Origin of the sequence: Enterobacter genomosp. S, from assembly GCF_001631805.1 — a bacterium.
Lineage (GTDB): Bacteria > Pseudomonadota > Gammaproteobacteria > Enterobacterales > Enterobacteriaceae > Enterobacter > Enterobacter quasihormaechei.
In genome coordinates this window covers 420,460-439,599 of record NZ_LVVA01000001.1, presented here as the reverse complement: position 1 = coordinate 439,599, position 19,140 = coordinate 420,460, and the positions used below count along the sequence as shown (strand labels likewise).

Here is a 19,140-nt window from a genome sequence, read left to right as displayed (position 1 = left end):
AAAGGTAGCGTCAGTGAAGGACAGCCCCAGCTTTTTGTTCACTGCCGTACAGGCAGCTTAGAAAGGTCTCAGGCGGGATGAGCAGCTCCGCCACGAGTTCACTGCCGTACAGGCAGCTTAGAAAGCTATAACCCGCCGTAATCTCTTTAGTGGCATGTTCACTGCCGTACAGGCAGCTTAGAAAAGAATGGTGAAACCGTGGGATCGCTTTATTGCGTTCACTGCCGTACAGGCAGCTTAGAAAAGAACCTGCAAGTCCAGACGCTTGCTGACGCGAGTTCACTGCCGTACAGGCAGCTTAGAAAATCGCCAGAGGCTTTACAGCGTTTGGCTACAGGTTCACTGCCGTACAGGCAGCTTAGAAAAGTGAGAATCACATAGCCGAACGCTGCCATTGGTTCACTGCCGTACAGGCAGCTTAGAAAATGCACGAGAACGGCATCGATCGCAATACCGTGTTCACTGCCGTACAGGCAGCTTAGAAATGAGTATGGGGGCGACGGTGTGGGACTGTCGTGTTCACTGCCGTACAGGCAGCTTAGAAACGGCCGCGGGTCGCTTACGCGCTTATCTGCGGGTTCACTGCCGTACAGGCAGCTTAGAAAACTCTATCCCGCTGGTTTGAATGTCGAAGGTGGTTCACTGCCGTACAGGCAGCTTAGAAAACCTTACTCATTGGCACCAAGTCGGCATTTGGGTTCACTGCCGTACAGGCAGCTTAGAAACATGAGCATGAGCATGAAGAAGGGGGCCATGAGTTCACTGCCGTACAGGCAGCTTAGAAAAAGCTGACCGGTTAGCTTGTCGCCACATGTTAGTTCACTGCCGTACAGGCAGCTTAGAAAATTCGGTTAACAGCCGAACGCACAACCGCTGTGTTCACTGCCGTACAGGCAGCTTAGAAATGCTCATGCAGCCGCCACCGGGTGGCCACGTTGTTCACTGCCGTACAGGCAGCTTAGAAAGATGCAGCGGACATTGCTACGCGCACTTGTCTGTTCACTGCCGTACAGGCAGCTTTGTAAGCCCCTCTGGGCTTTAATGCCGTGGAAATGGCGTTACTGTCCCACAGACAGTACAAGTAAACCCATCCCTCACAGATATTCACCTCGCCTATTTAAAAACGAAATCCCATCATCCACATGCTTTCCATTTTTAGATTAAATAAAAATCCCATTCAGGGGTTAATTATATTTCTGTGTATATATTTTTTGTAAAAAAATACTTTTAAAAAGGATGTGTTTTTTGTTTGATTATCAAAGAAATTTCCATTCATTTGATATATATCACATTTGTATTTCTCTCATCTCGATAACATACCCGAATTCAATACCTTGAAATTAAAGCCGTTTCTATGCTTGCAAACAGCGTTACCCCAACAGATTTAAAAACCATCCTGCATTCAAAACGGGCCAACATTTATTACCTGGAGAAATGCCGCATCCAGGTAAATGGTGGACGCGTTGAATATGTCACCCAGGAAGGAAAAGAGTCGTTTTACTGGAATATTCCCATCGCGAATACCACGGCAGTGATGCTGGGAATGGGAACATCCGTTACGCAAATGGCGATGCGCGAGTTTGCGCGGGCAGGGGTAATGGTCGGCTTTTGCGGAACGGATGGCACGCCGCTTTATTCTGCGAACGAGGTGGATATCGATGTCTCATGGCTCAGCCCGCAAAGCGAATATCGTCCAACGGTGTATTTACAAAACTGGGCCTCGTTCTGGTTTGATGAAGAAAAACGTCTTCAGGCGGCAAAGCAGTTTCAGTTTATTCGTTTGCAGCAAATCGAAAAACAGTGGACAGGCCTGCGGATGCAGCGAGAAACGTCTTTTCAGCCCGATCGGGACGTGCTGGAGACTATTCTGGAGCGTGCGAAGCAGGGTATGGAAAACGCGAAGGATCACACCTCGCTGATGCTCCAGGAAGCGCAGCTCACAAAATCGCTCTACAAACTCACCAGCCAGACGGTGGGCTATGGCAGCTTTACCCGCGCCAAACGGGGAGGCGGGGCAGATATGGCGAACCGTTTTCTCGATCAAGGCAACTATCTGGCCTACGGGCTGGCGGCCGTCGCAGCCTGGGTGACGGGCATTCCTCATGGTCTGGCCGTCATGCACGGAAAAACCCGACGCGGTGGGCTGGTTTTTGATATTGCCGATTTAATCAAAGACGCCCTCGTTATGCCGCAGGCCTTTATTGCGGCGATGGAGGGTGAGGATAATCAACAGTTTCGTCAGCGCTGCATCAACGCGTTTCAACAGTCTGATGCGCTAGATGTGATGATCACCACCTTGCAGGACACCTCGCAATCGCTGGCGGGCGTCGCAAAATGAATGTGCTGATTATCTCCCGATGTACCAAACGTGCGCGCGAGCAAAGCTGCCGGATTATCGATCAGTTTGCTGAGCGCACGGGTGACGCGGCGTGGCAGACGACGATTACGATGGAAGGCGTCGTCACGCTGCGCAAACTGCTGCGTAAAACGGCCCGTCGTAACACCGCCGTGGCCTGCCACTGGCTGAAAAAAAACGGTCAAACCGAACTGCTGTGGATAGTCGGAAACTTGCGTCGCTTTAACGCGCAGGGGCGCGTGCCAACGAATCGCACGACGCTACAAGTTATTCGCAACGACGGTGAACACCGCTGGCAAAGCGCGGAAAGCATCGCCTTGCTGGCGGCGATCGCCGGGCTGTTTCATGATTTTGGCAAAGCGGGGATGTGCTTCCAGCAGACGCTCAAGGGGGAAAGTCAGCACGTTTGTCAGCCGTACCGCCACGAGTGGATTTCGGTTCGTCTGTTCGAGGCGTTTGTAGATGGGCGAACCGATGAACAATGGCTGACATCCCTCACTCAACTAAAAGCCACTGACGAAAAGGCGATGCTGAAAGCGCTGAAGAGGGACACAGACAAGAAATGCAGCCTTTTGGAAAAGCTTCCACCTCTGGCGAAAGTGGTGGTATGGCTGATATTGTCGCACCACCGTTTACCCCAGTCGCATTCGACTCGTCCTGAGTTGCTCTATTGCGAAGGCTGGTTTGAGAAACAGCTGAACGCAGACTGGAACGCACTTAATCATAAATCTACCGAAAAACATCAGTGGAAAGAGCGTGATTTTAAAAATGTCTGGAAATTCCCCCACGGAACGCCGCTAAAGAGTCAAACCTGGCGCGAGAAGGCCCGGCAAATTGGTAAACGCATCCGGAACCTGCCTGCGCTGCTTCACGCGGGATCGCTGGATAATCTCTTCACCCTCCATCTTGCCCGCCTGTCGCTGATGCTGGCCGATCACGTTTACTCCTCACAACCGGCTTATGCCGGATGGCAGGATGATGCCTTTCAGGCGTGGGCTAACAGCTATCGAGGGACCGGGGAACTCAAGCAAAAGCTGGATGAGCACAATGTCGGCGTAGCGCATCAGGCGCTACTGATGGGGCGTTCTCTTCCTGCGTTGCGCCGTTCATTGCCCGCCATCGCCCGGCATAAAACGTTTCGGGAACGGGCGAAAGAAGAGCGTTTTTCCTGGCAAAACAAGGCATGGGACGTTGCGTCTGCACTTCGCGAGAAGAGTGCCGGGCAGGGCTTCTTCGGCATCAATATGGCCTCCACCGGATACGGTAAAACCTTTGCCAATGCCCGAATTATGTACGCGCTGGCAGATGAACAGGAGGGATGCCGCTTCAGCGTCGCGCTGGGGCTGCGGACCCTAACCCTTCAGACGGGACATGCGTTGCAGTCTCGTCTGGGTCTTGACGATGACACGCTGGCCGTCGTGACCGGCGCGGCGGCGGTGAAGGAGCTTTACCAGGGCAACGACGCAGAAGATAACAACAGCGCCAGCGACGAAACGTTCTTCGCCAGCCATCATTACGTGCATTATGAAGGGGCGACCAGTAGCGGGATCGCGCAGCAATGGCTGGCGAAAGAACCGGCGCTAAACCGTCTGGTCAGTGCCCCGGTGCTGGTGACAACCATCGATCACCTGATGCCTGCCACGGAAGGCGTGCGCGGCGGCAGGCAGATCCCCGCCATGCTACGCCTGCTGACCAGCGACCTGGTGCTTGATGAGCCTGATGATTTTGACGTTGATGATTTGCACGCCCTTTGTCGGCTGGTGAACTGGGCGGGCATGCTCGGCTCTCGCGTGCTGCTCTCCTCCGCAACGCTGCCCCCTGCATTAACGGAAGCGCTGTTTGAAGCCTATCGGGAGGGGCGAAAAGCCTGGCAGGCTGCATGCGGTCAGTCTGACAGACCAATGAGTATCTGCTGCGCCTGGTTTGATGAGTATGGCGCGCAGTCGCAGGATGTGACCGACGACGCGCATTTTCGCCGGGCGCATGACGATTTTGTTCGCCAGCGAATCAAACGTCTGCCTGATCAGCCGCGGCTTCGGCTGGGGAAACTGGCTGCCGTTGAGCCACAGTCTTCAAGGTCGGCAGATATCATCTCCGCGCTGGCACAGACGCTACACCAGCAAATTATCGCGCTGCATGGCCATCATCACAGCACGCACAAAAGCGGCAAAACCGTGTCGTTTGGTCTGGTGCGGATGGCCAACATCAATCCGCTGGTTGCCGTCGCGCAAGCGCTGATGGCATTACCCTCACCGGACAACTTCTGCATTCATTACTGCGTTTATCACAGCCAGCACCCGCTGGCGGTACGTGCGGCGATTGAAAAACGACTCGATTGTGCATTTACGCGACATGAGCCAGAGCTGGTCTGGCAGTTGCCCGAAGTTAAGCAGGCGCTGACGTCACCGGAGCAGCATCATCTTTTTGTCGTGCTGGGAACGTCTGTTCTTGAGGTCGGGCGCGATTTTGATGCCGACTGGGGGATTATCGAGCCGAGTTCGATGCGTTCACTTATTCAGTTTGCGGGACGTATTCAGCGCCATCGTCAGATCGTGCCTGAGAGCGAAAACCTGGTAATTCTGGAACGCAACGTGCGTGCGCTTCGCGGAGAAAAGGTCGCCTACTGCCGACCCGGTTTTGAAACTGAACATCATCTTCTGCCTCACCACGATCTCCATGAGCTGCTCAGCGAAGAGGGCTATCGCACCCTGAATGCGATCCCGCGCATCGCTGAGGGTATTCCAGGCAATGCCCTTGCGGCACTGGAGCACGCCCGGTTGCGTGCCGCGCTGCTGGACGGAGGCGACAAATCTGATGTGGTCGCCGCGTTGTGGTGGCGACGGCCCCTAACCTGGAACGGTGAGCTTCAAAAACGTACGCCATTTCGGCGAGCTTCACCTCAGGCTTCATTCTTTTTGCGTTTGGAAGAGGAAGTCGATGAACCTGAGTTTTGCCTGATGCAGGAAAACGGGGTGTTAAAACCTGCGGGACGATTTTGCGGACAACCGTTATCCCTGGCAGATGGCGTTGAGCCGTGGATTGCTATTGATTATGCCGAGGTATTACAGGCGCTGGCAGACATGAAACAGCTGGAGCTGGCTGCGGTGTCGCGACGGTATGGTGAAATCACGTTGAGAGTGACCAGGGAGGAGGAAACAGATCAATGGTTGTATCACCCGGTATTGGGTGTGTTTCGCGCCCTCTGAAAGAGGGCGCGAGCTGCTTGTACAGCAGTGAACATCTAACTTCAAAACGAAGTTTGTAGGATGTATTTCTAAGCTGTCTGCTCGACAGTAAGAAAGGTTAATTGTATTCACTATGTGTGTATGAAGATACAACATTTCTCAAAATGAAGTATGAAGTATGTAGGTTGATTCACGGTGTGCAAGGACATACAATACCTGTAATGTTTAAGTGGGTATTGTGCAATGTTAATCAAAATGGTTCGTTTTTTGCTCATGTCAGGTGTTGTTGTTGCTGTTTTATACTCTGAATCATTGTTTTAATATGGTTATATTCCAATGATATTAAGGACATAGAAGTATTGGAACAGTTGGCGTGATCAAATAATAAACAAGACGCAGAAGGTGTTATGTCAAGAAATGCTCTGACCGCTTTCATCCTTGAGTACATTGCCGGACGACGGCAAACAAAGCTGGAAGCATTTGATAAAGAGGCCGCGAAGCGCAGCGATACAGATAGCGCAACGCTTGCGGCCGAACGCCGGGAGCTGGAACTTCGCTATGAACCGAAAGCATGGCTCACGGATGCCGCGAAGCGGGCCGGACAAATTAACCTCGTGACCCATGCGGCGAAGTTTACCCACGGGGATTCAAAAAGCAGCAGTATCTACAGCGAGGCAGTGGCGCAGGAAGGGTATCTCAGCACCGCGACGCTGTCAGGTCTGGAACCGGATGCGGTGGGCAACGCCGCGGCGCTGGATGTCGCGAAATTAATGCAAACGCGGGTAGAGGGTGGCGACTCCCTTCTGGCAAGCCTGAAACGAGGCGATCGCGCTGCGCTGGCCGCGTTTACCGATGACGAGAATCAACTGAGGGAGTGGATCGACGGGTTTTCCCGTGCCTTAACTCCCGGAGAACCGGCTTCGCACAAGCTGGCGAAACAGGGATATTTTCCGGTAGGAGAAGGTTACCACCTATTAAGCCCGTTATTTGCCACCTCGCTTGTTCACGCCATGCATCAGAAAATGATTGCCTACCGTTTTGGCGATGAGGTTAAAGCGATCTGGAAAGCACGACGCGAGAAAACATGGCATCCCACTCCGCTGACGCTTTTCCCTGATTCAGCGGAAATACACTTCGGTGGCACTAAACCGCAAAATATTTCGTATCTGAATAGCGTGCGCGGCGGACGTAGCTGGCTCCTTTCCTGCCAGCCGCCGCAGTGGAAAAGGGCAGAAAAGCCGCCAACGCATTTGCGTTCTGTTTTCGCCTCGGGTTGGCAATTTGACCGTCGTGCCAGGAATCACATTCAGCTGCTTGTTTCCTTGCTGACAAGAACGGGCGATTACACCAGCTTTCGTATTCGTGAAGCGCGTGATGGCTATATCAATATGCTTATCGATCTGCTGTTCGAAATTGCTTCTGAACTTCAACGTGAAGGCTGGCAGAACTGGACGCTCAACAACACGGATCTGAAACCACATCAACAGCTCTGGCTCGATCCCTGGCGCACAAAAACAGATGAAGCCTTCCGACTTGAGCGAGAAAAAGACGACTGGCAGGACGCAGTGGCAGAGGATTTTGCCCTGTGGCTGAACGCTCGTCTGCGCAAGGCGATGCCGGATTTAGGCGCCGTGGAAAAACGTGAATGGGAAACCCGCGAACGTTTACGCACCAACCTCCGCGAGATGGAAAAAATCATTCAGGAGGCGCTGAAATGAGCTCACTGATCCTGCTTCGTCGTATCAGAGTTGAAAACGCCAACGCCATTGCGGGCCTGACGTTTGGTTTTCCCGCCATTACCCATTTTCTGGGATTTTCCCATGCGTTATCTCGCAAGCTGAAGGAAACGCACGGGCTAAACATTGATGGCTGTGCTGTCGTCAGCCACGAGCACCAGATCCACGCGCATACGTCCGGTCGTGATTATCAGTTTGCCCTGACGCGCAATCCGCTTACCCGGGACGCGAAAACGGCCTCCTTTAATGAAGAGGGGCGCATGCATATGACGGTTTCGTTGCTGCTGGAATGCCATGGGGAGATCCCTAATGGCGAATACGGGCAGGGCGACCTCGCAGAGCATCTCCGGCAAGTTTGCCCGACGCTCAGGCTGGCGGGTGGCATTATCGTCGATATTCAGGCTATTACCGTCATGGCGATGCCGTCCAACAGCCGTGACCTGTGTCGGTTGCAGTGGCAGCTGATGCCCGGTTTTGCCTTACGCGATCGCAGCGGCTGGCTGGGGGAACATTATCAAACGCTTCTGGAAAACGATCCCAACACCACGATGCTTGATGCCTGGCTCGATTTCGCTGCGCTGAAGTTTCAGGCTGAAACGCCGGAGGAGGGCGACATGCGTGAAGGCGAGCCGGCAAACTGGCACTATGTTCCGAAACCAAACCCCGGTTATCTGGTGCCCTTAATGACTGGCTATCAGCGGATTTCCGAACTCTATTCCCCTGGCGTTGTAAGCAACGCACGTGATGCAGAAACACCATTTGCATTTACGGAGGCAGTATATGGCGTGGGCGAGTGGTGCGGCCTGCACCGGATCCAGTCTCTTGATGAAATTTTCTGGCGTTTTCATACGACAGAAACCGGCTACTACTGTCAGGGCGCGGGCGCGCCGGTGACATCTGCACATTCAAAATAAAAAGGATTTAGCTATGGCAAAGGCTCCAACTGCCGTTAAAACGGCATCTGTACTGGCATTTGAACGTAAACTGGCGACGTCGGATGCGGTGATGTTTGCAGGAAACTGGCAGGGTAAGACCTGGCAACCGATACGCATTCAGGAAAAAGCGGTGCGTGGCACCATTTCCAACCGCCTGAAAAACGCGCTCACCAACGATCCGGCAAAGCTGGATGCTGAGATCCAGAAAGCTAACCTCCAGCGGGTGGATGTGGCGTCGCTGCCCGCAGACGCGGATACCTTACAGGTGAAGTTTACCCTGCGCGTGCTGGGAAATTTATCCACGCCTTCCGTATGTAATGACCGCGCCTATCAGGATGAACTTCAGCAGGTTATCGACGGCTATATTAGTGAACACGGTTTTGCTGAACTGGCGCGCCGCTACGCAACTAACCTGGCGAACGGACGTTTTTTATGGCGTAACCGCGTCGGAGCAGAAAAAATTATCGTGAACGTGACGGGCAGTAAGTCGTGGACATTTGATGCGTACAATTATGCGCTGCGAGATTTTTCATCCAGCGACGAGAGTCTAAACGCCCTGGCGCAGGAAATTGAAAAAGGGCTTAGCGGCAAAGGGTTTGTGCTACTGAACGTAGAGGCGCAGGTACTTCTCGGTGCCGGACAGGAGATTTTCCCGTCGCAGGAGCTGGTCCTGGACAGCAACAGCAGTAAGAGCCGCCTGTTGTATCAGGTGGATAATATCGCTGGCATGCACTCGCAGAAAATCGGCAATGCGATTCGGACGATCGATACATGGCATCCAAAAGTGGATGAGCTTGGCGCGATAGCCGTTGAGCCGTATGGCTCTGTCACCAGCCGCGGCGTGGCCTGCCGTCAGCCGAAAGAGAAAATGGATTTCTACACGCTTCTTGATAGCTGGGTGACGAAAGGGCAGAAGCCCGACGTTGAGCAGCAGCATTACGTGATGGCCGTGCTGATCCGGGGCGGTGTCTTCGGCGAGAAGGGCGAGTAAGGAGTGATTATGGATCACTACATTGAGATCCGCGTCCTGCCCGACCCGGAGTTTAGCGAGGAGATGCTGATGGCCGCGCTGATGGCGAAACTGCATCGTGCGCTGGGTCTGCGGGGGAAGGGGGATATTGGCGTTAGCTTCCCTGCTCACGGCATCAAGCCTGGCGCGGTGTTACGCCTGCATGGCGATCGCCAGGCGTTAAGCGAACTCGAATCGCTGACATGGCGGAAAGGGCTAAACGATTACTGTCTGTGCACGGCAATTAAAGCCGTGCCAGAGGTAAATCGCTGGCGATGCGTATCCCGGATCCAGGTGAAAAGCAGCGCGCAACGGCTTATGCGTCGCTCGGTAAAGAAAGGATGGATAACCGAAGAAGAGGCGCAGGAAAGGGTTCGTACAATGGAGGAAGCGCGGACCGATTTGCCCTGGCTTAATCTACGTAGCCTCTCAACAGGTCAGTCTTTCAGGCTCTTTATCCGTCATGGTGAGCTGCTTCCCGCACCTGTGGATGGTCGCTTTTCAACCTACGGGATGAGCGCGACAGCGACAGTTCCCTGGTTCTGAGAAAACACAGCCGCATCAGCGTTCAGGGTGCGGTTTTTTCTGCGAGACGGGTATCAAAATTAAAAGGGAGTTGCTCAACAGAATTGAGTGCCTTGTGGAATGCAGGATGCAATGGATTGAGTATAGCGTTGTTTTCATAGGGAATGATGCAAGAAGGTAAAATCAGGGCAAGGGCACCGTTAACCTGTAACCAACCGGTTCCCAGGTCCATTGTCGAAACCGGCGCCGGATTTTCCTGCCAGTCGGCGGGTAACCACGCTTTATCCAGGTAATCGATCTGATCGTCCGGGATATCAATGCTGAAAAGCTGGTACTGATTCAGCACGGTATCTTTTCTGACATGCACCAGAATTTCCAGTGAAGCCAGCGAGATGGAGGTGGAGACATACACTGTAGGGTGGCCTTTATGATTCCAGCGTCCGCCATACTGGTTAGCACCACTTCCACTCCACGCTTCCCTGGCATAGCGTCCCGTCACCAGCCGATAAAAAATCATGCAAACACTCCGTGTTCCAGACGACCAATCAAATCGGTGACTTCCAGTGCACCGGTTTCCGTAGCGATTAGGTCAACAGGCGCAACATTGCCAAGCCCGCGCACCGGCGACTGAAGCCAGTTCCATGCTTCTTCTTTACTGCCAAAATAGTCGACGGCCGCATCCAGCACCCGAACAAAACGGGCTACGCGTTCGCTCTCATCCGGCGTCAGCGTCCTGCCTGCGCTTTTGCGGCGGGCCACGTTACGTTCGTTAATCCCGGTAACGCGCAAAATGTCCGCTTTCGACATGGCCGTCCATTCATGAATATTGTCGAGCACGCTGACGGGCAATCCCTGGTTGAGAAATTCTATCAGCCGCATACCTCTGTTCGCGGGTAAACCGGCGTAGCGCCAAAGTGCGTTATCAGCAGGTTTCTTGGCGGGGATCCAGGTTCTCATGTTACCTCCTGATTAATGTCATTTGTCATGGTTAAGTATAGCCATTTGTCAGATGGAGTGGAATGGGGATTTTTTGTGCTGGGTGGTTTGTGAGAAGAAGATGTTTTAACCCTAATTTTTAACGTTTGTGTAATTCATTGATTTTAAATAAGTGTTTTTGGTGGATAAAAAAGAGGGTCAGAGAAGGTTTTTTAGCTTTTTTTGTATGCAAATCAGAAGGGTGTGGAGATATTATTTCAGTGCACTGCCGTACGGGCAGCTTAGAAATGAACAACCATCAATCCATCTTACGGCATCACGTGCACTGCCGTACGGGCAGCTTAGAAAGGATCGTCAGCGGCGCAGAACGCCACTAACAGGTGCACTGCCGTACGGGCAGCTTAGAAAGCTTACGTAACGGTAGGCCAGGCGCAGTTAGCGTGCACTGCCGTACGGGCAGCTTAGAAAATTACCTTTTTATACTTTTTGTGCGCATAAAAGTGCACTGCCGTACGGGCAGCTTAGAAAACCCGCAGCCAGTACCCTCTGGCGTCGTTCGGGTGCACTGCCGTACGGGCAGCTTAGTAAGTAACGTCTAATGTATCGTTCGATAGCTTCCCGTGCACTGCCGTACGGGCAGCTTAGAAATGGCAGAGTGGCGAACCCTTCCCAATCGTATTGTGCACTGCCGTACAGGCAGCTTAGAAATGAAGCAGTGCAAAGAGCTTGGCAAAGAGCCAGTGCACTGCCGTACAGGCAGCTTAGAAAACCGGCCTAAGCATACCGGAAGGGATGCAGATGTGCACTGCCGTACAGGCAGCTTAGAAATGGCTATTGTCGGTTGATGCGCTGGACGTGCTGTGCACTGCCGTACAGGCAGCTTAGAAACGTAAATAAACCTAAAGGTGATAAATCCTTATGTGCACTGCCGTACAGGCAGCTTAGAAAAGTTTCCGCGCCGGTGCCGACGACGTTGCTGAGTGCACTGCCGTACAGGCAGCTTAGAAAATTTTGTTTCCTTAGCTGGTCGATAATGCGAAGTGCACTGCCGTACAGGCAGCTTAGAAAGAAGCACGGTTCGCGGTAGCCGGGGCGAAAAGGTGCACTGCCGTACAGGCAGCTTAGAAATAATCCACGCCTGCACAACCTTGGCTTGATTAGTGCACTGCCGTACAGGCAGCTTAGAAACTTCACTTTCTAAAAAAGTAGTAGCGAAACGTGTGCACTGCCGTACAGGCAGCTTAGAAATAACATTCAGCTCAACATATGGAACGGTGACAGTGCACTGCCGTACAGGCAGCTTAGAAATAAAATACCACTTCTAGCCTGAATATTATTATGTGCACTGCCGTACAGGCAGCTTAGAAAAATCTACGCTGTCAGCAAAGGTGTAGAGATAGGTGCACTGCCGTACAGGCAGCTTAGAAAGCTGACCGGTTGGCGTTGTTACTCCGGCTTGTGTGCACTGCCGTACAGGCAGCTTAGAAAACTGATTCGTCAGGAATTGTTCGTGTTTCGAATGTGCACTGCCGTACAGGCAGCTTAGAAAACCGGAAAAATGCTGCCAATGGGCGACATCCTGTGCACTGCCGTACAGGCAGCTTAGAAACATGATAGGCGGCATAGATTCGCCGCTTTACAGTGCACTGCCGTACAGGCAGCTTAGAAATCTCAGAAAGAGTAACCTTGCGTAAACTTCTTGTGCACTGCCGTACAGGCAGCTTAGAAAGCCGGGATGCAGAAGTCGACGAGATACGCGCCAGTGCACTGCCGTACAGGCAGCTTAGAAAGCGCCCCGGCGAAGTACGGGAACAAAAAAACGGTGCACTGCCGTACAGGCAGCTTAGAAATTGACCCTAAGCAGCAAGACGGCGGCGACGCCGTGCACTGCCGTACAGGCAGCTTAGAAACGCTGGAAAAGGATTTGCCGAACGAATACACGTGCACTGCCGTACAGGCAGCTTAGAAATGCCGCCGCGACGCAGCCGCAGACGTGGTTGAGTGCACTGCCGTACAGGCAGCTTAGAAAAGCTCAAGCTGTCCCAACATTTGCTTAATCTGGTGCACTGCCGTACAGGCAGCTTAGAAAGAGGAGTTTTTAGGCGTAAGCGGGTTACATCGGTGCACTGCCGTACAGGCAGCTAAGAAAATGATTCACAGGCTGATCCGTTCGGTAAAACGGTGCACTTCCGTACAGGCAGCTTAGAAAATTCTGCCATCATCATTTCCAGCTCGCGCAGCGTGCACTGCCGTACAGGCAGTCTAGAAATGAAGGGCCAGCGCAATGTTCTTCAGCCCCTCGTGCACTGCCGTACAGGCAGCTTAGAAAGTTATACGTAATGCGGATTTCAGAAAGCGTTCGTGCACTGCCCTACAGGCAGCTTAGAAAAATCGTTCAAATAATCGACTGTCCTAACAAAAAAATAAGGCCGGGAATATCCCGACCTTTTAAATATTCATCTGCCATTACAGGCGAAAACAATTAGCGACTACGGAAGACAATGCGGCCTTTGCTCAGGTCGTACGGGGTCAGTTCAACAGTCACTTTGTCGCCCGTCAAAATGCGGATATAGTTTTTGCGCATTTTACCGGAGATGTGCGCAGTTACCACGTGACCGTTTTCCAGTTCTACGCGAAACATGGTATTAGGCAACGTATCAAGTACGGTACCCTGCATTTCAATATTGTCTTCTTTGGCCATCTAATCCTCTGGGGTATCACTACCAAGTTTTGAACCGGCAAGATAATGCCGAAATTCATCAATTAAGTAAAGAATTGCGCGTTTAAAACGCAGCAAAACAATTTCAGCGTATTGCCCAAGCGTCACGGTACAACCGAACGGAAAGCGCATTCGTAAAGGGGAGACGACAGGATAAACGTCAGGACGTTATCTGAAGCGGGGGTCCCAAACGGCGGCGGGGCAACAGGCAGAAGCTACTCTGCGGCGTAATTATAACACCCTCATAAAAAATATGCGGAAAACATTTAGGCATTGGGCATAAAGAGCGTTCTGGGAACCCAAAAATCGCGCGGAAGGGTCTCCTGTCGGCACTGTTCAAGGTGTTCGATATAGCGTCGGCGGGAAATTTCCACGGCGCCCAGCGAGGCGGTGTGCTCATTCAGCACCTGGCAATCCATCAGCTGTCCGCCACGTTGGGCAAATTCCTCGCTAAACACCAGCAGCGCGGTTTTCGACGCATTGGTAGCGCGAGAGAACATCGACTCGCCGCAGAACAGCGTGCCCTGCGCCACGCCGTACATTCCGCCAACGAGGTCATCCTCTTTCCATACTTCGATGGAGTGCGCGTAGCCCAGCTCATGAAGCTGGTGGTAGGCGATAATAATGTCGCGGGTTATCCAGGTGCCTTCGTGACGATCTTCAGCGCAGCCTTCAATGACCTGGCCGAAGGCGTGGTTGAGCGTAACGCGATAGGGCGATTTTGCGTGAAAACGCTTCATGCTGCGGCTCAGGTGAAACTGCCCAGGCCACAGCACGGCTCGCGGGTCGGGAGACCACCATAAAATCGGGTCGCCGGGGGAAAACCACGGGAAGATGCCGCGCTGGTAAGCCATCAGGAGACGCGCCGGGCTGAGATCGCCGCCCAGAGCCAGCAATCCGTTAGGTTCACGCAGCGCCCCCTCCGGAGAAGGGAACGCAATATTATGGCGAGAAAGCTGCACCAGGCGCATGACAACAGAACTCCAGTACGCGAGAGAAGACGCTACAAATATAGTCTACAGGCGCTGTTTAAACTGGTAGTAGCGACCCTGTTTTGCCAGCAGCTCTGCGTGATTACCTTGCTCAATTATGTGTCCGTTGTCCATCACAATTATCCGATCGAAATTCACCAGCCCGCGCAGGCGGTGAGTGACCATCAGCACGGTTTTGCCTTTCATCACATTTGTCAGTAAATCTAAAATTTGACTCTCGGTTGTCGCATCCAGACCTTCTGTCGGTTCATCCAGCAGCATCAGCGGCGCATCGTGCAGCAGGGCGCGCGCGATGGCCAGACGACGCAGTTCGCCGCCGGAAAGCTGTCGACCCCCTTCACCCAGCCAGCTGTTTAATCCGTCGTCCTCAAGCAGCTTGTGCAGCCCAACCTGTTCCAGCATCGCCCGCAGCGTATCGTCGGAGGCGTCTGGTGCCGCCAGAAGAAGATTATCGCGCAGCGTAGCGCTGAACAGATGCACCCGCTGGGGCACGACGCTGACCGTTTTACGCAATGCAGCTTCGCTAAAACCAGACAGCGGAATGTCGTTAAGCCGAATCTCGCCCTGCTGCGGATCCCACGCGCGCGTGAGGAGTTGCAGAAGCGTCGATTTACCACATCCCGTACGGCCAAGGATCGCAATGCGCTGCCCGGCATCAACAGATAGGCTGATCTCTTCCAGCGCGTTTTGCGCCTGCTTGTCGTAGGCGAAGGTGACGTTGCTGAGCGTCAGCGCGACCTGCTCCGGCACGGCGGTTTGACCGGCGCTAAACTTCACTTCCGGCTCCTGTTCGGCAATGTCTGTAATGCGCAGCGCAGAGGCGATGACCTGGCCGAGATGCTGAAACGCGCCCGTGACCGGGGCTAAGGCTTCGAAGGCAGCCAGGGCACAGAAAACAAACAGCGCAATGAGCGGACCGGGCTGCGCGTTACCGCCCACGCCACCGGAGGCCATCCAGAGCATGGCGATAACGGCAATTCCACCAATTAACATCATCAGCGCCTGGGAAAACGCGGTCAGCTCAGACTGGCGACGCTGGGCTTCATGCCAGTTTAGTTCCGTATTTTCCATGCGGGCACGGTAGCGTTTGCTGGCACCAAAGATGGTGAGCTCGGCCTGTCCCTGCAACCAGGAGGTGAGCTGCTGGCGGTATTCTCCACGCAGACGCGTCAGGTTTTCCCCGGTGGTTTTACCTGCACGATAAAACAGGGGGGGCAGAATAATCAGCGTCATCAGCATGATGCCGCCGAGCGTTAGCGCGATAGGAACATCCAGGAAACTTAACCCCAGCGTGACCACGACAATCACCACAAACGCGCCCACCATAGGCGAAATGACGCGCAGATAGAGGTGATCCAGCGTATCCACATCCGCAACCACGCGGTTGAGTAATTCGCCCTGACGAAAACGTGCCAGTCCGGCAGGGGAGAGGGGCAGTAGCTTGCTGAACGTATAAATGCGCAGGTGTTGCAGCACGCGGAAGGTCGCGTCGTGGCTGACCAGACGCTCGAAGTAGCGCCCGGCAGTTCGCGTAATCGCCGTGCCGCGCACCCCGGCGGCTGGCAGCATATAGTTAAAGCTGTACAGCCCGGCAAAGCCTGCGACCGCAGACGCGGAGAGGAACCAGCCGGAAAGCGTAAGCAGGCCGATGCTGGCGAGCAGCGTGACGATCGCCAGCACAATCCCGAGCGTCAGCATCCATTTGTGGCGTTTATACAGTGCAAGATAGGGAAGCAGGGCGCGCATCAGATGTCCTCCTGACGATTCGCCAGCAGGTTCGCAAACGGCCCCTGCGCGGCAACAAGCGCGGCGTAATCGCCTTGCTCAACAATGTGTCCGTTTTCCATCACCCAGATCCGATCCCAGTCGGCTATACCTTCCAACTGGTGGGTCACCATCAGGGTGGTTTGCTGGCGTGATGCGGCGTTAAGCGCATCCATCACGCGCTGCTCGCTGTGTGCATCCAGGCTGGCCGCGGGTTCGTCCAGCAGCATTAGCGAACAGGGGTTCAGCAGCGCACGGGCAACCGCGACGCGCTGTGCCTGGCCCACCGACAGCCCGGCAGATTGATCGCCAATGACCGTATCGACGCCCTGCGCAAGCAGCGGCAGAAACTCGCTGACCCAGGCGCGGTCGAGGACCGATTGCAGCTCATCGTCACGCGCATCCGGACGTGCCAGCAGCACATTGTCGCGCAGCGTCGGGGCAGGCAGCTGCGGGTTTTGACCCACCCAGCTCAGCTGCTTACGCCAGGCATCAGGATCAAGCTCGCGCAGCTCCGTTTTGTTGATACGCAGCGATCCGGTGTAGGCCATAAAGCCTGATAGCGCATTCAGCAATGAGCTTTTACCTGAACCGCTGGTGCCCACCAGCACCACACGTTGCCCGGCGGGCAGGGTAAAGTTCAGCGGACCTGCCAGCACTTTGCCTTCAGGCGACAGAACAGAAAAATCCTGTGCTTCAATGGTCACCGGATCGTTCGTATTCAGCGTCACTTCACCACGCTCAGGATGCGCCAGCGGCGTTTCCATGAAGGTTTTCAGGCTGTCGGCTGCGCCAACCGCCTGCGCTTTAGCGTGGTAAAAGGTGCCGAGATCGCGAAGCGGCTGGAAAAATTCCGGGGCCAGGATCAGCGCCAGGAACCCGGCGGAAAGCGTGACCGCCGTACCGTAGTGGCCAAAGTCCAGTGCGCCGAGGTAGGAGAAGCCAAAGTAAACCGCCACCAGCGCAATCGACAGGGAGGTGAAGAACTCAAGCACGCCGGACGAGAGGAAGGCCATGCGCAACACTTCCATGGTACGCTGACGAAAATCCTGCGACGCCAGGCGAATGTTTTCGGTTTCCGCTTCACCGCGACCAAAGATACGCAGGGTTTCCATGCCGCGCAGACGGTCCAGGAAATGGCCGCTTAACCGACCCAGCGCCAGGAAGTTGCGGCGGTTTGCGTCTGCCGCGCCCATGCCGACCATCGCCATAAACAGCGGGATCAGCGGGGCGGTCCCCAGCAGGATTAGCGCCGCCACCCAGTTAACCGGGAAGATGGCGATAACAATCAACAGGGGCACAAATACCGCCAGCGCCATCTGGGGAAGATACCGCGCGTAGTAATCGTGCATATCGTCGATTTGCTCAAGGATCAGCGTCGCCCAGCTGCCGGCTGGCTTACCCTGGATCCACGCCGGCCCGGCTTCCGAAAGCCGATCGAGCACCTTGCGGCGAATCTCATAGCGGATGTGCTGCCCGGCGTGGAACCCAACCCGCTCGCGCAGCCAGACCACCCACGCACGAAGAACGAAAACCAGCACCAGAACGATAAACGGCAACAGCAGCGCTTCGCGCGGAATGTTCTCCATGATCATATGATTGAGAATGCGGGCCAGCAGCCATGCCTGGGCAACAATCAACAGACCGCTGATGAATCCCAGAACGCGGGAAATCATAAGCCAGCGGCGGGATAGAACGCTTTGCTGCTTCAGCCAGCGTGTTAACTCTTGTTGACGGGTTTTTTCCATTGCGTACTTTGCAGGTGACGTTATAAGAAATTAGACCTCTGCATGTTACACGTGAGCAAAAATAAAGGCGACCAATGGCCGCCTTTATTTACGTTTGTTACTGACTTGTAAAGATTATTTACCTTGTTCAGCCAATCCGTCCAGATACCGTTCTGCGTCCAGCGCGGCCATACAGCCGGTGCCCGCAGAGGTGATCGCCTGACGATAAATATGGTCCATAACGTCGCCTGCCGCAAAGACGCCCGGAACGCTGGTCTGGGTCGCGTTGCCGTGAATGCCGGACTGCACTTTGATGTAGCCGTTTTCCAGCTCCAGCTGACCTTCGAAGATAGCCGTGTTCGGGCTGTGGCCGATTGCCACGAACAGGCCAGCCACCTCCAGCGTTTCGACGGTGTCGGTGTTCTGCGTATCACGAATACGCAGACCCGCCACGCCCATCTGGTCGCCGGTCACTTCTTCCAGCGTACGGTTGGTGTGCAGCACGATGTTGCCGCTCGCCACTTTATCCATCAGGCGCTTAATGAGGATCTTCTCAGCGCGGAAGGTGTCGCGACGGTGGATCAAGTGCACTTCCGAGGCGATGTTCGCCAGATACAGCGCTTCTTCGACCGCGGTATTACCACCGCCGATCACCGCAACTTTCTGGTTGCGATAGAAGAAACCGTCGCAGGTTGCGCAGGCTGACACGCCGCGGCCTTTGAACGCTTCTTCAGACGGCAGGCCGAGATAACGGGCAGAGGCGCCAGTGGCAATGATCAGCGCATCGCAGGTGTATTCACCGCTGTCACCCGTCAGGCGGAACGGACGGTTCTGCAAATCCACTTTATTAATGTGGTCGAACAAAATTTCGGTTTCGAATTTGGCGGCATGCTCGTGCATGCGCTCCATCAGCAGCGGCCCGGTCAGGTCGTTCGGGTCGCCCGGCCAGTTCTCCACTTCCGTGGTGGTGGTCAGCTGACCGCCTTTTTCCATCCCGGTGATCAGTACCGGTTGCAGGTTAGCGCGTGCAGCATAGACCGCTGCGGTATATCCCGCAGGTCCAGAACCAAGGATTAGCAGCTTACTGTGTTTGGTCGTGCCCATGAGATCCCCATTGTTGTTGGCAGGCAATGGGCTGGATTGTAGGGAATTTGTTGCCGTAAAAAAAGAGCACGGCAGTTTTGCTTCCGATATATGCAATAGCCGCGCCCTATGAATCATATGCGTACATATCATGTCTGCTACTGAAAATCGCG

Annotated in this window: 13 protein-coding genes and 2 CRISPR repeat arrays (1 of these 15 only partly in view); of the genes, 6 read left to right on the top strand and 7 right to left on the bottom strand. The window is 54.2% G+C overall.

Annotation, left to right across the window (positions count from 1 at the left end):
* Positions 1-1,025: direct repeats of the CRISPR family, unit length 28 nt; unit sequence GTTCACTGCCGTACAGGCAGCTTAGAAA; it reaches 85 nt to the left of the window's first position.
* A gap of 329 nt (positions 1,026-1,354) precedes the next feature.
* The 6 genes from cas1f (at position 1,355) to cas6f (ending at position 9,767) form a co-directional block, all read left to right on the top strand.
* A complete protein-coding gene (cas1f, locus tag A3466_RS02100) occupies positions 1,355-2,338 on the top strand; it encodes a type I-F CRISPR-associated endonuclease Cas1f (protein ID WP_063449187.1) in 984 nt (327 codons plus the stop codon).
* Complete coding sequence (cas3f, locus tag A3466_RS02095; RefSeq protein ID WP_063449186.1) at positions 2,335-5,562, top strand: type I-F CRISPR-associated helicase Cas3f; 3,228 nt, start codon at positions 2,335-2,337, stop codon at positions 5,560-5,562. Before cas1f ends, cas3f begins: the two co-directional genes overlap by 4 nt.
* Before the next feature lie 386 nt (positions 5,563-5,948).
* Entirely contained in the window at positions 5,949-7,259 is a 1,311-nt protein-coding gene (csy1, locus tag A3466_RS02090) for a type I-F CRISPR-associated protein Csy1 (RefSeq protein WP_063449185.1), read from the top strand.
* A complete protein-coding gene (gene csy2 / locus A3466_RS02085; protein ID WP_063449184.1) occupies positions 7,256-8,191 on the top strand; it encodes a type I-F CRISPR-associated protein Csy2 in 936 nt (311 codons plus the stop codon). The genes csy1 and csy2 overlap by 4 nt, the downstream gene beginning before the upstream one ends.
* A gap of 13 nt (positions 8,192-8,204) precedes the next feature.
* Positions 8,205-9,203, top strand: coding sequence for a type I-F CRISPR-associated protein Csy3 (gene csy3, locus A3466_RS02080; RefSeq protein WP_063449183.1), 999 nt, complete (start codon positions 8,205-8,207; stop codon positions 9,201-9,203).
* Positions 9,204-9,212: 9 nt separating this feature from the next.
* Positions 9,213-9,767, top strand: a complete 555-nt coding sequence (cas6f, locus tag A3466_RS02075; protein ID WP_063449182.1) for a type I-F CRISPR-associated endoribonuclease Cas6/Csy4 — start codon at positions 9,213-9,215, stop codon at positions 9,765-9,767.
* A gap of 22 nt (positions 9,768-9,789) precedes the next feature.
* On the opposite strand, the gene A3466_RS02070 is transcribed toward cas6f, so the two are convergent.
* The 7 genes from A3466_RS02070 to trxB all read right to left on the bottom strand — a co-directional run bounded on the left by A3466_RS02070 (position 9,790) and on the right by trxB (position 18,988).
* Complete coding sequence (locus tag A3466_RS02070) at positions 9,790-10,263, bottom strand: RES family NAD+ phosphorylase (protein WP_063449181.1); 474 nt, start codon at positions 10,261-10,263, stop codon at positions 9,790-9,792.
* Positions 10,260-10,703, bottom strand: coding sequence for a type II RES/Xre toxin-antitoxin system antitoxin (gene parS, locus A3466_RS02065; RefSeq protein WP_045261776.1), 444 nt, complete (start codon positions 10,701-10,703; stop codon positions 10,260-10,262). The genes A3466_RS02070 and parS overlap by 4 nt, the downstream gene beginning before the upstream one ends.
* Positions 10,704-10,942: 239 nt before the next feature.
* Positions 10,943-13,071: a CRISPR direct-repeat array (repeat unit 28 nt; unit sequence GTGCACTGCCGTACAGGCAGCTTAGAAA).
* A gap of 93 nt (positions 13,072-13,164) precedes the next feature.
* Positions 13,165-13,383, bottom strand: a complete 219-nt coding sequence (gene infA / locus A3466_RS02060; RefSeq protein ID WP_002211347.1) for a translation initiation factor IF-1 — start codon at positions 13,381-13,383, stop codon at positions 13,165-13,167.
* Positions 13,384-13,667: 284 nt separating this feature from the next.
* Positions 13,668-14,372, bottom strand: a complete 705-nt coding sequence (gene aat / locus A3466_RS02055) for a leucyl/phenylalanyl-tRNA--protein transferase (protein WP_063449180.1) — start codon at positions 14,370-14,372, stop codon at positions 13,668-13,670.
* A 45-nt stretch (positions 14,373-14,417) separates the two neighbouring features.
* Positions 14,418-16,139, bottom strand: coding sequence for a heme ABC transporter ATP-binding protein/permease CydC (cydC, locus tag A3466_RS02050; protein ID WP_063449179.1), 1,722 nt, complete (start codon positions 16,137-16,139; stop codon positions 14,418-14,420).
* Positions 16,139-17,905, bottom strand: a complete 1,767-nt coding sequence (gene cydD, locus A3466_RS02045; protein ID WP_063449178.1) for a heme ABC transporter permease/ATP-binding protein CydD — start codon at positions 17,903-17,905, stop codon at positions 16,139-16,141. The genes cydC and cydD overlap by 1 nt, the downstream gene beginning before the upstream one ends.
* Before the next feature lie 114 nt (positions 17,906-18,019).
* Complete coding sequence (gene trxB, locus A3466_RS02040) at positions 18,020-18,988, bottom strand: thioredoxin-disulfide reductase (RefSeq protein ID WP_063449177.1); 969 nt, start codon at positions 18,986-18,988, stop codon at positions 18,020-18,022.
* Between the last annotated feature and the right edge of the window lie 152 nt (positions 18,989-19,140).

Bases quoted from the DNA above. Each gene is read 5' to 3' on its own strand.
- trxB (WP_063449177.1), bottom strand. From the start codon at position 18,988: ATGGGCACGACCAAACACAGTAAGCTGCTAATCCTTGGTTCTGGACCT.
- csy3 (WP_063449183.1), top strand. From the start codon at position 8,205: ATGGCAAAGGCTCCAACTGCCGTTAAAACGGCATCTGTACTGGCATTT.
- cas3f (WP_063449186.1), top strand. From the start codon at position 2,335: ATGAATGTGCTGATTATCTCCCGATGTACCAAACGTGCGCGCGAGCAA.
- A3466_RS02070 (WP_063449181.1), bottom strand. From the start codon at position 10,263: ATGATTTTTTATCGGCTGGTGACGGGACGCTATGCCAGGGAAGCGTGG.
- parS (WP_045261776.1), bottom strand. From the start codon at position 10,703: ATGAGAACCTGGATCCCCGCCAAGAAACCTGCTGATAACGCACTTTGG.
- cas1f (WP_063449187.1), top strand. From the start codon at position 1,355: ATGCTTGCAAACAGCGTTACCCCAACAGATTTAAAAACCATCCTGCAT.
- csy2 (WP_063449184.1), top strand. From the start codon at position 7,256: ATGAGCTCACTGATCCTGCTTCGTCGTATCAGAGTTGAAAACGCCAAC.
- cydD (WP_063449178.1), bottom strand. From the start codon at position 17,905: ATGGAAAAAACCCGTCAACAAGAGTTAACACGCTGGCTGAAGCAGCAA.
- cydC (WP_063449179.1), bottom strand. From the start codon at position 16,139: ATGCGCGCCCTGCTTCCCTATCTTGCACTGTATAAACGCCACAAATGG.
- aat (WP_063449180.1), bottom strand. From the start codon at position 14,372: ATGCGCCTGGTGCAGCTTTCTCGCCATAATATTGCGTTCCCTTCTCCG.
- csy1 (WP_063449185.1), top strand. From the start codon at position 5,949: ATGTCAAGAAATGCTCTGACCGCTTTCATCCTTGAGTACATTGCCGGA.
- infA (WP_002211347.1), bottom strand. From the start codon at position 13,383: ATGGCCAAAGAAGACAATATTGAAATGCAGGGTACCGTACTTGATACG.
- cas6f (WP_063449182.1), top strand. From the start codon at position 9,213: ATGGATCACTACATTGAGATCCGCGTCCTGCCCGACCCGGAGTTTAGC.